General features: G+C 34.1%; 15 protein-coding genes and 1 tRNA gene. 6 read left to right on the top strand and 10 right to left on the bottom strand.

Annotated features, from left to right (window positions below; all coding sequences use genetic code 11):
• Positions 1 to 34 precede the first annotated feature (34 nt).
• From cobT to cobC, 3 genes are all read left to right on the top strand, one after another.
• Complete coding sequence (gene cobT / locus B2745_RS00995; protein ID WP_304062456.1) at positions 35 to 1,069, top strand: nicotinate-nucleotide--dimethylbenzimidazole phosphoribosyltransferase; 1,035 nt, start codon at positions 35 to 37, stop codon at positions 1,067 to 1,069.
• 244 nt (positions 1,070 to 1,313) lie between these two features.
• Entirely contained in the window at positions 1,314 to 2,078 is a 765-nt protein-coding gene (locus tag B2745_RS00990) for an adenosylcobinamide-GDP ribazoletransferase (protein ID WP_304062454.1), read from the top strand.
• Positions 2,079 to 2,080: 2 nt separating this feature from the next.
• Positions 2,081 to 2,668 (top strand): alpha-ribazole phosphatase family protein, encoded by a 588-nt coding sequence (gene cobC / locus B2745_RS00985; RefSeq protein ID WP_304062452.1) that lies wholly within the window; start codon positions 2,081 to 2,083, stop codon positions 2,666 to 2,668.
• Between the two features lie 53 nt (positions 2,669 to 2,721).
• Here the strand turns inward: cobC and B2745_RS00980 are convergent, their stop codons facing one another.
• The 10 genes from B2745_RS00980 to B2745_RS00935 form a co-directional block, all read right to left on the bottom strand.
• Positions 2,722 to 3,024, bottom strand: a complete 303-nt coding sequence (locus tag B2745_RS00980; RefSeq protein WP_304062450.1) for a helix-turn-helix domain-containing protein — start codon at positions 3,022 to 3,024, stop codon at positions 2,722 to 2,724.
• A complete protein-coding gene (locus tag B2745_RS00975; protein WP_304062448.1) occupies positions 3,008 to 3,373 on the bottom strand; it encodes a type II toxin-antitoxin system RelE/ParE family toxin in 366 nt (121 codons plus the stop codon). Before B2745_RS00975 ends, B2745_RS00980 begins: the two co-directional genes overlap by 17 nt.
• Before the next feature lie 152 nt (positions 3,374 to 3,525).
• Positions 3,526 to 3,771, bottom strand: coding sequence for a hypothetical protein (locus B2745_RS00970; protein ID WP_304062446.1), 246 nt, complete (start codon positions 3,769 to 3,771; stop codon positions 3,526 to 3,528).
• Between the two features lie 78 nt (positions 3,772 to 3,849).
• Entirely contained in the window at positions 3,850 to 4,434 is a 585-nt protein-coding gene (locus tag B2745_RS00965; RefSeq protein ID WP_304062444.1) for a hypothetical protein, read from the bottom strand.
• Positions 4,435 to 4,671: 237 nt separating this feature from the next.
• Entirely contained in the window at positions 4,672 to 5,613 is a 942-nt protein-coding gene (locus B2745_RS00960; RefSeq protein ID WP_304062442.1) for a hypothetical protein, read from the bottom strand.
• A gap of 430 nt (positions 5,614 to 6,043) precedes the next feature.
• Positions 6,044 to 6,871, bottom strand: a complete 828-nt coding sequence (locus B2745_RS00955; RefSeq protein WP_304062440.1) for a hypothetical protein — start codon at positions 6,869 to 6,871, stop codon at positions 6,044 to 6,046.
• A 246-nt stretch (positions 6,872 to 7,117) separates the two neighbouring features.
• Entirely contained in the window at positions 7,118 to 7,729 is a 612-nt protein-coding gene (locus tag B2745_RS00950; RefSeq protein WP_304062438.1) for a DUF4304 domain-containing protein, read from the bottom strand.
• A 277-nt stretch (positions 7,730 to 8,006) separates the two neighbouring features.
• Positions 8,007 to 8,489 (bottom strand): SMI1/KNR4 family protein, encoded by a 483-nt coding sequence (locus tag B2745_RS00945; RefSeq protein WP_304062436.1) that lies wholly within the window; start codon positions 8,487 to 8,489, stop codon positions 8,007 to 8,009.
• A 229-nt stretch (positions 8,490 to 8,718) separates the two neighbouring features.
• The gene (locus tag B2745_RS00940; protein ID WP_304062434.1) at positions 8,719 to 8,931 is read right to left on the bottom strand and encodes a hypothetical protein; all 213 of its coding nucleotides are present in this window, start codon (positions 8,929 to 8,931) and stop codon (positions 8,719 to 8,721) included.
• A gap of 353 nt (positions 8,932 to 9,284) precedes the next feature.
• Positions 9,285 to 9,356, bottom strand: a tRNA-Arg gene (locus tag B2745_RS00935).
• Between the two features lie 194 nt (positions 9,357 to 9,550).
• On the opposite strand from B2745_RS00935, the gene B2745_RS00930 reads away from it, so the two are divergent.
• From B2745_RS00930 to ccoN, 3 genes are all read left to right on the top strand, one after another.
• Positions 9,551 to 11,935: a heavy metal translocating P-type ATPase gene (locus B2745_RS00930; RefSeq protein ID WP_304062432.1), complete on the top strand. Its 2,385-nt coding sequence runs from the start codon at positions 9,551 to 9,553 to the stop codon at positions 11,933 to 11,935.
• Positions 11,932 to 12,114, top strand: a complete 183-nt coding sequence (gene ccoS / locus B2745_RS00925) for a cbb3-type cytochrome oxidase assembly protein CcoS (RefSeq protein WP_304062430.1) — start codon at positions 11,932 to 11,934, stop codon at positions 12,112 to 12,114. Before B2745_RS00930 ends, ccoS begins: the two co-directional genes overlap by 4 nt.
• A gap of 108 nt (positions 12,115 to 12,222) precedes the next feature.
• The gene (gene ccoN / locus B2745_RS00920; protein WP_304062428.1) at positions 12,223 to 14,340 is read left to right on the top strand and encodes a cytochrome-c oxidase, cbb3-type subunit I; all 2,118 of its coding nucleotides are present in this window, start codon (positions 12,223 to 12,225) and stop codon (positions 14,338 to 14,340) included.
• Positions 14,341 to 14,349: the final 9 nt, after the last annotated feature.

The following is a 14,349-nucleotide window of genomic DNA, read 5'->3' as shown; positions in this document are numbered from 1 at the left end:
AAATATAATTCTGCACTACTAAAACACCAAATAAATGACAAGTAAGTTCGAAATTAATAGCCTCAACACCTACATCAAAGAGCAAGTACAACACATCATTAATCATAAAACAAAGCCTCTTGGCGCCCTCGGAATCTTAGAAGAATTGGTCTTAAGAATCTGCCTTATTCAAGAAACGGTAAGTCCTAAAATTGCATCTCCTACCATGGTGGTTTTTGCTGGCGACCATGGCATCACCCAAGAAGGTGTTAGTCCGTACCCACAAGAAGTAAGCTGGCAAATGGTCATGAATTTTATTGCTGGCGGTGCTGCTATTAATGTCTTCACCAAACAAAATGGTTGGGATATTATGGTGGTAGATGCTGGAGTTAACCACGACTTTGATCCGGCTTTACCCTTACAACATTTGAAAGTTGCTAAAGGAACACAGAACTTTTTAAACGGCCCAGCCATGACTAAAGCGCAACTTGATGAAGCTTTGGAAAAAGGTGCTCGTTTGGTTCAACAAATTCATGCTCGTGGCAGCAACTGCATCGCCTTTGGTGAAATGGGTATTGGCAATACTTCTGCCGCGGCAGCTATCATGCATAAAATTACAGGTATTGCAATGGAAGCTTGTGCCGGACGTGGTACTGGCTTAAACGATGAAGGACTCAACAGGAAGATTGCTGTTTTAAAACAGGCTATCATCAATAATCCTGCTTACAGTCCCGAAGAAATATTACAAACCTTTGGTGGTTTTGAAATTGCCATGATGGTTGGGGCTATGTTAAGCGCTGCGGAACAAAAAATGCTCGTCTTGGTAGACGGCTTTATTGTAAGTTCTGCTTTATTAATCGCACATGCATTACATCCTCAAATTTTAGATTACTGTATTTTTGCACATCAATCAGACGAAAACGGGCATAAACAAATGCTTCAATTTTTAAAAGCAAAACCTCTTTTAAACTTAAATATGCGTTTAGGTGAAGGCACTGGTGCTGCATTAGTTTTACCTATTGTTCAAGCATCCGTAAACTTTATCAATGAAATGTCTAGTTTTGAAAGCGCTGGAGTGAGTAGGAAGTGAGGGAGTCCGATGACCGCTGTCCGAAGTCCGAAGACCGGAGTGGAGAGTAAAAAGTCCGAAGACCGAGGACTGTTGTCTGGAGATAAAAGTAAAAAGTATAGCGTATAAAGTAGAAAGACTGGGTAAAGATTAAGAGAAGCCTAATTATCTAATGACTAACAACCTAATACCCTAATGAACTAATGACTAACAACCTAACCAACTAATGACTAACAACCTAACTAACTAACCACCTAACTCAACAATGAAAAAAGAAATCAGGATATTTTTTACGGCGATGATGTTCTTTACTAGAATACCTTGTCCGCCTTCTACAGACCATTCTGAGGAGTATTTAAACCGTTCTACTAAGTACTTCCCTCTCATTGGTATTATTGTAGGCGCTTTGTGTGCTTTGGTGTTCTGGCTGACTTCTTTTGTATTTTCTTTAGAATTATCCTTGCTATTGAGTATGATAGCATCTTTATTGATTACAGGTGCTTTTCATGAAGATGGCTTTGCCGATGTTTGTGATGGCTTTGGTGGTGGCTGGACCAAAGAGAAAATCCTTACCATCATGAAGGATTCTCGAGTAGGTACCTATGGCGTTGCAGGTTTAGTCTTAATTTTAGCTTTAAAATTTACGGCTTTAAAAGAAATCGGACCAACGCTTATCATTCCTGTATTGATTGCCGGACATGCCATCAGTCGTTTCAACAGCACTATTTTAATTTTTACAGATGAATATGCTCGTGAAGATTTATTGAGTAAAGCCAAACCCTTAGCTACTAAAATGAGGAAAGATGATTTCTTCATCGCTATGATTTTTGGTCTTGCACCTCTCCTGCTTATACCCAATATGTGGATTTTGTTAAGCATTGTTCCATTGATATTCGTTAAAGTATATTTCAGAAGGTATTTTAATAAATGGATTGGCGGATACACTGGCGATTGCTTAGGCACCGTACAACAAGTTTCTGAAGTGGTATTTTACCTTAGTACCATCCTCATTTTTAAATATTTTGCTTAATCATGAATATCTATTTCATTAGACATACAGAGGTTTACAACCCCAACAAACTTTGTTACGGGCAATCAGAAATTCCTTTAGCAGAAAATTTTACCGCACATTTTGATTGGTTACAAGATAGCTTAGCCAGTTCTTTAGAAAGCCCTGCTGCCTATTATAGCAGTCCGTTTAGAAGATGTAGCAAACTAGCTGATTACCTATCTAACGGTAATTTCATCACAGATGAGCGTATTGCTGAACTTCATTTTGGAGCATGGGAAATGCAGGCTTGGGATAAAATTAAGCCCAAAGAATTAGAAGCCTGGATGGCAGATTTTGTAAACTATAAAATCGATAAAGGAGAAAATTTTATCGAACTTTACGAACGCTCTACCGCTTTTTTTGAGGATATTTTAGCTACAGCAAACAAAGATATCATGGTGGTAACCCATGCCGGTGTGATACGCTCTATTTTAGCTTATGTATTAGATTTCCCTTTAGAGAACGCTTTTAATCTCGAAATCAACTATAGCTCTATCACTAAAATTGTTCATCAACCAGAGTTTAACAGCACTAAAGTAGCTTTTGTGAATAGAACGGAAAGGGTTTGAGGTTTGGAAAGGTGTAGAGGCTGTGCAACAATTACCCTTAATGGTGTCAGTTTTTATTTGATAGTGAAGTTGATTTTTCGTCCAAGTCCAAGCTCTATAAGTTTATAAAGTGTTGAAAGTTGTATATCGCTGTGTCCGTTTTCAATTCTCGAAATGAAACTTTTTTTTGCTCCAATCTTTTCAGCAAGCTGTTCTTGAGTCATTTGAGCTAATTTTCTTTCTTCCTTAATTAGTTCTCCAATAGCAAAAGACTTCGCTTTTATTTCAAACTCAATTCTTTCTTTTGTTCCTGTTGCTCCATATCTTTTATCAAGATGTTGGGCGAAAGTTTTGATATTTTTATTTTTTGTTTCCATTTTTATTTCCTTTTTGTTCGTTAAAATATTCTTCCATTATTTTCTCCGCCTTGTTTAATTCTTTAGTTAGTATTTTCTGGGTTTTCTTTTGAAATCCATTAAAAAGAATAACTAAATTTCCTTTGTCAAAACAGCAAAATATTCTATAAATGTTGCTTTCATATTCAACCCGAATTTCAAAAAGCCCTTTTTTTCCTTCAATACTTTTAAAAAATTTGGTCGGAACACGTTCAAGAATAGTCATCATAAAAAGCACTTCATCAACTTTTTCCTTTACTTTGTCAGTTAAGGTTTCAAAAAAGTCGTCAAAGTAATCTTTATAAAAAACGATTTCTCTAATTATTTCCACTCATCAAAGTTAACTAATAATGGAACATTGTCAAAATAAAATTTGATACCTTTTGGTCTTTTTTTGTTAAGCATTCTATTGGGGATGTTGTTGATGGTAGTCCCTAAGCCACTATCTCATTTAAATTACTCATATATAGTTTTAGCTAGATATTACTTATCCTTCACGGTATAAGCAATATGTAATATCTGTTGAATTATAGGTGGCGAAGTAAACCAACCCTCTTTCACTTCTTCTATAAACAAGGTTTGAGCATTTAATAAACGATAAGAAGCTGGCTTCTCTTTTTTTACCCAACTCATTAATAGCTCATTTAACTTACTGTAATCATCATAATCGCCATCTACATAATGGTCATCATAAGAGAGGTTTATTTTTATTTGGTGATACAATTCCATCTATTATTTAATTATTTTTTTCCTGAGCTTACATCCTAACAAAGTATTCATCGCTTGGCTATCATAAAAATAAGAAAACTATAAATCTGTTAAGGTTTTTTCTTTTACGATTTGACTATTCACTTTGTCTGAATAAGTTAATTGTACAAAACATTGGTAATTTTGGTGATTTCTATGTTCTATAGATAATTTAATATCTCCCTGATCTGAACGCCAAATAGCGTAATATTTACAGTTACCAATTTTAACAAGGCTCATCTTCGCTCTATCATCATCAATTGCATGAGGCCCTTCAAATTTTTCTACAAACTCAGTTGGCTTTCCATATTTTTCTGTCAGCATAACTTTTAAATTGTTATAATCTCCGTAAAGTGCCGACCATGTTTCTTTAAAAGGAAAAATAACATCTATTTTATGAACCAAATCTTTTTGCCATAAGGTTGAAACCTCTAGCATACAATTTTTATAACCTGCAAAATCACCTCTTAGCGTAGCTATTCTGAGGTTTGATGCTAAATGATCGAAGCCATTTTCCTCCATTTTAGAAATGTACTCAGCCATAGTTCCGTTTATGGGAACACCTTTAAAAGTTAAGTGTTTCTCCTGTGCAAAAGACATCCATCCTATCAACACGAAAAGTGTGGTTAAAAATTTAGCTTTCATATTCATCAGTATTTTATTTTAACAATCTATCATACAAACTCAAGCATCATACCTTCTTTAAATTTTTTGAGATATTACATTTTCATTGATTAAAAATTTATGGTAAATATGACTAAGACTAAGGAAATAAATATTTTTAGAAAGGTAAATTATAAAGCATAACAAATTTATGGTAGTACATTAGTATAAGGTTAGACTTTAACATCAGCTATATTATTGTATAACCTTTATATATAACTATTTAGAAATTTCAGTAGTAAGCTTCTTTTGTTGATTTAACCAAATTAATAAATCTTCATGATTAACAATACTCCAAGAATGAGGATGCCTTACATGATTTGGTTTTCTATATCCCATATTTTTTGTTACAATTAACTCTGCTTTATGATTTCCAAGTCTGTTAAGTTCGTTAATCATAGCCGAACAATCTGGCGCATTCATATTAAAAAAGTCAAAACTTCTTTCTTTAAGCCACCAATCTACATCTGGCTCTGTGTAAATCCGTAAAGGAATATTTCCAAACTTTTTTACCGCTGTTTGATTATAGTCTGAAAAAGAATATGGAGAAATTTCATGGAAATTTCTTAAAGCTGTTTGAGGTGTCCCATTAAACTCTTTTTCGATTCTTTCAACCATGTACATATTTTCAGGACTAGGTTCTTTATTAACAGAAAGCCTAATATCTCTTTTACTGGAATTATAAAACCGTTCAAAATCTAAAGGCGGGTCTATAGCGAACACAGCAGTTGGTTTAATTTTTGCATTTTGTGCATATTTTATTGCACAACTTCCACCGATGGAAAAGCCTCCAATATAAAATGGAAGTTCTGATAGCTTGTATTTATATCTTAGGTCTTCAACAATATTATTCAAAGACTTTTGACTTAAAATATCTACTCCAAATGAAAAGACACCATCATGCAGAGTCGGAATTACTGTCAATAATCCTTTTTTAGCTGTTTTTAAGGGTAGGTCTGTTTGTTCTAAGGTTAATTCGGCAGAATGGCCAAATCCAGGTATAATAAGAATTAAGCCAGAATAAGGTTTATTTTCTGGATAAATAATGGTGTAGTTATTTCGTGTTGAGTCAGTTTTATCCAAGAAAACCACTTCCATTTTTTGACCATAAACATTGCCTACAATTAACCAATTTAGAAGGATTAACTTAAATTTTAACATTGTTTAGTTTTTTGATTTGCAGTTACGGTTTGAAATTTTTGCAAAAATTTTCTGTTCGCAACTATATTTTTACATCTCTATTTTTTTGTAACCTAAAATTTTACAAGTATGAGGCAAATAATCAATTTCAATCAAGTCCTTAACAAACCAATGTAAAATTCAGATTTATTTAGAATAATAATAACGTTTGGGCGGATTTGTGTTGTAATGGCATACAAAGCACAAACTTGTCTGCATGTCTAAATTTAATTAATTGTGATGAAATAACGTAAAACAGTTCAGCCATTTTAAAACAAATTTGTGGTTAGTACCAGTATTTTTTAGCACCCATAATTAAGTGTGAGTATTTATAATTATCTGGCATATCTAAAAATTGAGCATTACATTAATATTTGTTATCATCTATTTTTCATAAGGTCTTTTTGTAGAACTAAGGGTACCATGGCTCGGGCTTAATATATTTAACCCGCTTTCTATTGGGCTTTATGGGTATATTTTTAATAGGTTGGGCATGTGCCATTAACACCAAAGAAAGTATCTTACCAGAATTTTGATCTAACGTAAATAAAAAAGTAGATGGGGTGGAAATTCCTACTATCCAACTTCCATTTAACCCTTTGCCTATGGACAGTCTTTGGCCATAAGGGGCATTCCCTTTTTTACTATTGTCAAGCAAGCGTTCCCTATTGCAGAACCTAAAAACATCATCAAAAGTAAAGTTGTAACCCGCATCATTATCTTTAATATTGATTACATTTCCATCTTCATCAAAACTGTAGGTTTTAGAAATATAAAAGCCCTTTTCACAGAATATGGCTTTGCTTTTTATTTTTCCGCTAGGATAATAAACCTCTTTGTAGCTAAACAAATCGTCTATGCGTTCCGTTAGTTTTATATCCCAGGCTATTTCATCAAACTTATACCCAATTACCCATTGTTTTTGTAGCTGTCCTTTATTAGAATACTTATCTAAGTAATAAGTATTTGATAAGCCAGAAAAGAATGTATTACTATCAGGTTTCATGGCCAGATGTCCATGAGGACCACTTACCAATTCCCCTTGCTTTTTGCCATTATATTCTTTGACATACGCGTGGAACGATTTCATCAATGTAGCATCAATGGATACGGGGTTTCCATTTAGCTGCTGCATTTTTGTATAAAGCGCAGTATGGTTATATTTAAGTCGGTTTGCAACACAGCCACTTCCCAACAAAACGATTAAGAAAAAGAAAGTTATATTAAGTAATTTTTTCATAGAATGTATTTGTTTCCGAATCTAAGAATATATCATGCTTGAGATATTATTTATTACATTATTAATTATATCATTCAGTTTTTTCATCGTTAATAGAATAATTAAATGATATTATTAAAGTAAGTGAACGAAGAAACTTTGTTTTTTGTAATGTTTTCTTAATATTACTGCCAACGGTTGGCTAGTTTGATTTGTGCCGGTTTAATAGCACTGATTTTCGCCCAAGTGTTAGCTGTGGTTTTTCTTTCAAGTAAGTCCATATTTCTCTCCGTATTCTTTTACTGTCTCTAAAAAATGTGGGTTAGTCTTCTCTTTCAAAATGGTCAAATATTCTGTCTTTGCTTTGTCAAATTGCTTTAATTCAGCATAAACAATAAGTTTACCCAAAGGTGCTAAAATTAGTTTTTCGGAGTCAAGTAGATTCAAAAATTCTTTCTTTGTTTTTGTCCTGTCAAAATAGGGTAAAATATATTTTGTAAGGTTCGTCCGCATTTCAACTATCAACGTGTTCTCATCTGTCTTTTCGTCAATATCATACCAAGTGTCGTGTTGATTTCTGAGTTCACCAATTCGCTTCCTAATTAGGCATTCTGGTTCTGTCGGAAAGGCTGGGATTTCTTTACCTTCATTATATGTCGAGCCAGTCCAATGTTCAGGAAGAAATAGTCCTGTGTTAATTGTAAAGTTTATATGGTCTTTTGAGTAAAAGGAACTTTTTTGGATATTAATTATTTGTCCTAACTCTTGTCTTTGTAAATAAAAGTTGTTAGCCTTCTTTTTAAATCCAAGTGGCTTTAAAATTTCGTGAAATCCGTCCTTAATTACTTTGTCAAATTTTATTTCTGTCGCAGTCTTCATTGTTTATTTGATTCTGTCTTAAAATCACGGCTAACGGCAGTTCGTCTAAAAACCTAAATCTAATCGCTGAGAATTGAATATACAAGAATTTTGTAAGATAGGTGTCCGTATATGGAATTTCAATTTTGAGGTTTTTAGACAGTTTGACGTTTTGCGGGTTTAAGAATTTGAGGAATTACTTGCAAGAAATTCGTCTGCCAGTATAAACTTAATGAAAACAGATGAAGGAAGTAAAACCACGTCACCCGCAATTTTTTAAACCTGTTGTTGTGCGCAGTTATTTTTGATTTCTCCTTTCAATATCTTCTTTTTCAAGTTCTATAAGATGTGATAAGAATTTCGATAATGATTCACTTATCTCTTTTATTTCAATCTTATTATCTTTAAAATTAATTATCCCTTCATATACAGGCGGGTTATCATTTATATCTAAATAAACGAAAAAGAATTGGGTTCCAGCAATATATACGTCAATGATATAAAATGGCTTATCTAAATTAATATTTTCTTCTTCTAAGTTTTCTTTAACAAGTTCTTGTAACTCATTTTGAGATTTACATATACCATAATCTAAAACATTGCAGTAATTTCCAGCAAGAAATAAAAGTTCTCTTAGAGATTTTGGGAAATAATTTCCATTATTATATTTTTTCTCTAACTCCAAAATTTCAATTAGTGTTATAGGTTTATTTGTTGCAGTATATCCAGTTGAATATTTTGAAGGATAATTTTTTACATCATTTAAGTACTCTATTTCCATATAGTTTCTTTAGTTCGTTGATTTATAATTGCGTACAACTAGTAAATATCCGCTATCCTATAGCGCATATTTTTCGATTAAGTTACAATTTAGTATTAGATTTTAAATATTCAAATGATCTAAAGGACTTTTTATTTGGCTAATATGCTTTATAATCATCTATATTTTGGTTTTTTTTATTCTTACTACCTATCTTGTAAAGCGATTTTCAATACTTGAAATACAAAATCTAACCATTATAAGAATTAAGACAACTATTATCCGGGTTTAAACGGATAATTTTAATTAAATAATCAATAACTGCTGGATTTAATTTCAATAACGAGTTTAAAGAAATGCTTTTTTGATGCTTCACATAGGTATTAAGTATTTCTGTTTTAAGAACGTAAAATGTCACTTTTAAACCATGCAGAAAGATTTCTCTAATAAATACAAATTTCATTTGAAATTTACGTTTTATTGCTTATGTTTACTTAACCTCCATTATAACAAAACACATCATCAAGAAAATTTATTAATCTAAGTCCACGTATAACCCACCTATACTCCACCTTTTATCCACGTTTTATCCATATCTCCTTCGGTGCTTCTCCCAGACTTATTCGTAACACCTTCAGAAAAACGGGGCCATTTCCCGAACAAGTCTCGAACATGGTACGGAGAAGGGCTGAATGCAGAAGGCTAAAAGCAGAAGGCTTAAATCATCAACTAAGAAAATTAAAAAGGAAAATTAAAAATTAAAAAATCAATCCTTCAATCAATCAATCAAAAATCAATCCCTCTAAAATAAATCTGCGCCCCCGAAGGGATTCGAACCCCTACCAATGGTACCGGAAACCATCATTCTATCCATTAAACTACGGAGGCAATAGCTGCAAATATAGAAATACATTTCAATTATTTTTAAGCTGAAGCCTTAGCTTACCAAGCTTCATTGACTTCATCATCTTACAGGGGTTAAAACCTCATCTCCAATTTAACAGTATAAATATGACGATAATCATATTTTGTTAACTAATTCAATCATTTCTCTGCCCACCCCAAATCAGCAGTTTTGTATTATGGCTATACTAACCGGAACTACATGCTACCACTGTGGTAATGATTGCTATACAGAAGAACATCAAAAAGATGAGAAATCGTTTTGTTGTACAGGCTGCTTAAGTGTTTACACCATCCTATCTAAAAGTAAACTGGGTAATTATTATCAGTTAAACCAACATCCAGGAGAAACTCAAGCATCAGGAAATAAACAATTTGCTTATCTGGATGAACCAGATATTATCCAACAGCTTATTGATTATACGGATGAACAAAAAACTATCATTTCTTTATATGTACCAGCAATACACTGTAGCTCTTGTATTTGGCTCTTAGAGCATTTATATACTTTGCATCCTGGCATATTAGAAAACCGTGTTGATTTCCTTAAAAAACAGGTTTATATCCAGTTTAATCCGCAACAGATAAGCTTAAGAGCATTAGTTGAGTTGATGACTAGCGTGGGTTACGAGCCTTTAATAAGTTTGCAAGACGTTGTTAAGAAAAGTGGAAAACAAAAAGATAACCTCTCTAAAAAAATAGCTGTTGCTGGTTTTTGCTTTGGCAATGTGATGTTATTAAGCTTTCCGGCTTATTTTGGTTTATCAGAAACTGAGGCTAAGTTTGGCGAGTTCTTTAGCTTATTGAATATCCTGTTTTGTATTCCGGCTTTCTTTTATTCTGGTAAAGATTATTTTGTTAATGCTTGGCAAAACCTAAAAGTTAGGGTTTTAAATATTGATTTCCCTCTGGCGCTAGGCATTTTTGTGCTCTTTATAAGAACCATTGTAGAATATGTTTTTAATACCGGCCATGGCTTTGCAGATACATTAACCGGCTTGGTATTTTTCTTATTGATAGGTAGGTTTATGCAACAAAAAACCTATTATCATTTATCTTTTGAAAGAGATTATCGCTCTTTCTTCCCTGTTGCGGTACAAGTTTTAAATGAGGATAGAAGCGAAAAAGCTGTTCCTCTTGAAAAATTAGCTCAAGGCGATAGAATCTTGATTAAAAACCAAGAAATTATACCTGCTGATGCCATTTTATTAAAAGGTGATGCTTTAATTGATTTTAGTTTCGTAACCGGAGAATCTTTACCTGTTAGCAAAACTTTAGGCGAAATTATTTATGCCGGGGGCCGACAAACAGGTAGCGCTTTAGAATTGGAGGTTATTAAGCCAGTTTCGCAAAGTTATTTAACCAAATTGTGGAATAACGAGGTTTTCCAAAAGCAAGAATCAACCAAAATAAAAACCTTCTCTACCAAGGTGAGCCATTATTTTAGCATTGTACTATTAGCTTTGGCCTTTGGTACTTTATTATTTTGGTTACCGCAAGATTGGCGTACAGGTTTATCTGCCTTTACAGCGATATTGATTATTGCCTGCCCATGTGCTTTAGCGCTAAGCACCCCTTTTACCATGTCGGCCGCTTTAAGCATCTTAGACAAAAACAAATTCTACCTTAAAAACACCGATGTTGTAGAGCAATTAGCCGCAATAGACACTATCGTTTTTGACAAAACAGGTACCGTAAGTATAGCAGAAAACCAAGGTGTTATCTTTAAAGGGCAATTATCTAGTTTAACAAAAGATATTGTTTATACGGTTTGTAAAAACTCATCTCACCCACATAGCAGAAGAATTTGCTCTTATTTAGGACACAGAACAGCAGTGGCTATCTCCCACTATCAAGAACTTACCGGAAAAGGAATTTCTGCTGTGTATGATGGAAAAGAAGTACTCATAGGTAGCAGAGCATTAATTACCGGTCAGAAAGATGGTTTACAAGAGTTCCCCGAAGTACATATTAAAATTGGTGAGCAATACATAGGTTTCTTCGAGCTTAAGCAAAGGTTTAGGAAAGATCTAAATCAGCTTTTAAGCAACATCAATAAAAATTATAACACTTATTTATTATCTGGAGATTCTAATCAGGATGCCGAAGTATTGCAATCTTATTTTAGCAGTCCGTTTCATTTACAGTTTAAGCAAACGCCGCAAGACAAGCTTAATTTCATTAAAGAAAAGCAAAATCAGCAAGCTAAGGTCATGATGATTGGCGATGGCTTAAATGATTCTGGTGCATTAAAACAAAGTGATGCTGGCATTGCCGTTACAGATCATATCAATAATTTCACTCCTGGTAGTGATGCTATTTTAGATGGCTCGGCTTTACACTTGCTACCGCAGTTTTTGAAATTCTCTAAATCAGCCGTAAGGGTTATTCATATTTCCTTTGGGATATCTCTTACCTACAACATCATAGGATTAAGCGTAGCGGTTACAGGGCAATTATCCCCACTTTTTGCAGCTATCTTAATGCCCTTGAGTACGGTCACCATTATATCATTCACCAGCCTTGCAACACATTACATGGCTAAAAAACATCAATTATCATGAGTACCATTTTCTTTTTAATTGGCTGCAGCGTTTTGGTAGCTATTGTTTTTTTATTAGCCTTTTTATGGGCACAAAACAACGGACAGCATACAGATTTATACACCCCATCGATAAGAATTTTAATGGATGACGCTGACGATAAGCCTCAAGTAGAAGAGCAATCTCCTACTTCTAAATAGCACTTATTTAAAAATGTGATATGGCTCACTTTTATGAATAAGCAAAGTCATTCTATTGTCATCAGAGCCAAAGTAATTTTACACCATCAAAAAAGCTAATCTTTAATTATGCAGCCAGATAAATTTTATTACGACAACAAAATTGTAAGAGACTTTACCATTGCCACCCTAGTTTGGGGTATTATAGGTATGTTGGTTGGTTTATTGGTAGCCGTACAATTGTATGCACCAGCAGCAAACCTAGACTCGCAGTACACCACTTTTGGGCGTGTACGTCCTTTACACACCAACGCGGTAATTTTTGCCTTTGTTGGTAATGCCATTTTTATGGGCGTTTATTACTCTTTACAAAGGTTATTAAAAGCCAGAATGTTTAGCGATGTTTTAAGCCGCATCCATTTCTGGGGATGGCAATTAATCATTGTCTCGGCTGTTATAACCTTACCTTTAGGACTTACCAGTTCTCACGAATATGCAGAGCTAGAATGGCCTATTGATATTGCTATTACGTTAATTTGGGTAGTATTTGGTATCAACATGTTTGGTACCATTATTAAAAGAAGAGAAAGACACTTATACGTAGCTATCTGGTTTTACATTGCTACTTTTGTAACTGTTGCTGTTTTACACATTGTAAACTCTTTTCAATTACCAATTTCTGCATTTAAAAGCTATTATTTATTTGCTGGTGTGCAAGATGCCTTGGTACAATGGTGGTATGGGCACAATGCGGTGGCGTTTTTCTTAACCACACCTTATTTAGGGATGATGTATTACTTCTTGCCTAAAATGGCTAACAGACCGGTTTATTCTTACCGTTTAAGTATTTTACACTTTTGGGCTTTAATATTTATTTATATCTGGGCGGGCCCACATCACTTATTATATACTTCTTTGCCAGGATGGGCGCAATCTTTAGGCGTTGTTTTCTCTATCATGCTAATTGCACCAAGCTGGGGCGGTATGATCAATGGTTTATTAACCCTACGTGGCGCTTGGGATAAAGTTAGAGATGATGTAACCCTTAAATTTATGGTAGTTGCACTTACCGCTTATGGTATGGCAACATTTGAAGGTCCAATGCTTTCTTTAAAAGAAGTAAATGCGGTAGCACACTTTACAGATTGGATAGTAGCACACGTACACGTGGGTGCTTTAGGATGGAACGGATTTTTAACATTTGGTGTGATCTATTGGATGATACCTAGAATGTATAAAACGGGTTTATACTCAAAAAAATTAGCTTCTTTCCACTTCTGGATTGGCACTTTAGGTATCTTATTTTATGCCATACCGATGTATTGGGCTGGTTTTACCCAAGGTTTAATGTGGAAAGAGTTTACGCCAGAAGGTTTATTAAAATATCCAAACTTCTTAGAAACTACTTTAAGAATTATTCCAATGCACATCATGCGCTCTATTGGTGGTACCATGTACCTAGCCGGAGTTATTGTAATGGCATATAACATCTATAAAACCATGACTTTAGGTAAATTGGTAGAAAACGAAGCTGCGGAGGCTTTACCATTACCTAAAATGGATGAAACTGAGGCTAAAAAAGAGTTCTGGCACCGCAAATTGGAGCGTAAGCCTATGGCTTTATTGGTATTCAGCTTAATTGTGATATTAATTGGTGGTGTAGTAGAGATGATTCCTACTTTCTTTATCTCTTCTAACGTACCTACAATCAGCTCTGTAAAACCATATACAGCTTTAGAAGTACAAGGTAGAGATTTATACATCAGAGAAGGTTGTGTAAACTGTCACTCGCAAACCATTAGACCATTTAGATCTGAAACAGAACGTTATGGCGAGTACAGTAAAGCTGGTGAGTTTGTTTACGATCATCCATTCTTATGGGGTTCTAAACGTACCGGACCAGATTTACACAGACAAGGTGGTAAATATAGCGATGCTTGGCACTACAACCACATGTTAGACCCTAGAACCATGTCGCCAGGTAGTATAATGCCAGCTTACGATTGGTTAATTACACAAGAGTTAGACACCACTACTACGGCATCTAAAATTAAAGCACTACGCTCTTTAGGTGTTCCTTATCCTGATGGATATGAGCTTACCGCGAATCAAGATTTAGATAAACAAGCTAAAGGTATTAGTGATAACCTTGCTAAAGACAAGATTAAAGTAGGTAGCAATAAAGAAATCATAGCCATTATTGCTTATTTACAAAGATTAGGAACAGATATTAAAGCTAAAAATTAAAAATTACGG

The organism is Pedobacter glucosidilyticus, from assembly GCF_002483235.1.
Lineage (GTDB): Bacteria > Bacteroidota > Bacteroidia > Sphingobacteriales > Sphingobacteriaceae > Pseudopedobacter > Pseudopedobacter glucosidilyticum_B.
Note: the sequence above shows the minus strand (reverse complement) of the source record. Positions and strands in the feature narration are given on the sequence as shown.

Bases quoted from the DNA above. Each gene is read 5' to 3' on its own strand.
- cobT (WP_304062456.1), top strand. From the start codon at position 35: ATGACAAGTAAGTTCGAAATTAATAGCCTCAACACCTACATCAAAGAG.
- B2745_RS00990 (WP_304062454.1), top strand. From the start codon at position 1,314: ATGAAAAAAGAAATCAGGATATTTTTTACGGCGATGATGTTCTTTACT.
- cobC (WP_304062452.1), top strand. From the start codon at position 2,081: ATGAATATCTATTTCATTAGACATACAGAGGTTTACAACCCCAACAAA.
- B2745_RS00980 (WP_304062450.1), bottom strand. From the start codon at position 3,024: ATGGAAACAAAAAATAAAAATATCAAAACTTTCGCCCAACATCTTGAT.
- B2745_RS00970 (WP_304062446.1), bottom strand. From the start codon at position 3,771: ATGGAATTGTATCACCAAATAAAAATAAACCTCTCTTATGATGACCAT.
- B2745_RS00965 (WP_304062444.1), bottom strand. From the start codon at position 4,434: ATGAAAGCTAAATTTTTAACCACACTTTTCGTGTTGATAGGATGGATG.
- B2745_RS00960 (WP_304062442.1), bottom strand. From the start codon at position 5,613: ATGTTAAAATTTAAGTTAATCCTTCTAAATTGGTTAATTGTAGGCAAT.
- B2745_RS00955 (WP_304062440.1), bottom strand. From the start codon at position 6,871: ATGAAAAAATTACTTAATATAACTTTCTTTTTCTTAATCGTTTTGTTG.
- B2745_RS00950 (WP_304062438.1), bottom strand. From the start codon at position 7,729: ATGAAGACTGCGACAGAAATAAAATTTGACAAAGTAATTAAGGACGGA.
- B2745_RS00945 (WP_304062436.1), bottom strand. From the start codon at position 8,489: ATGGAAATAGAGTACTTAAATGATGTAAAAAATTATCCTTCAAAATAT.
- B2745_RS00940 (WP_304062434.1), bottom strand. From the start codon at position 8,931: ATGAAATTTGTATTTATTAGAGAAATCTTTCTGCATGGTTTAAAAGTG.
- B2745_RS00930 (WP_304062432.1), top strand. From the start codon at position 9,551: ATGGCTATACTAACCGGAACTACATGCTACCACTGTGGTAATGATTGC.
- ccoS (WP_304062430.1), top strand. From the start codon at position 11,932: ATGAGTACCATTTTCTTTTTAATTGGCTGCAGCGTTTTGGTAGCTATT.
- ccoN (WP_304062428.1), top strand. From the start codon at position 12,223: ATGCAGCCAGATAAATTTTATTACGACAACAAAATTGTAAGAGACTTT.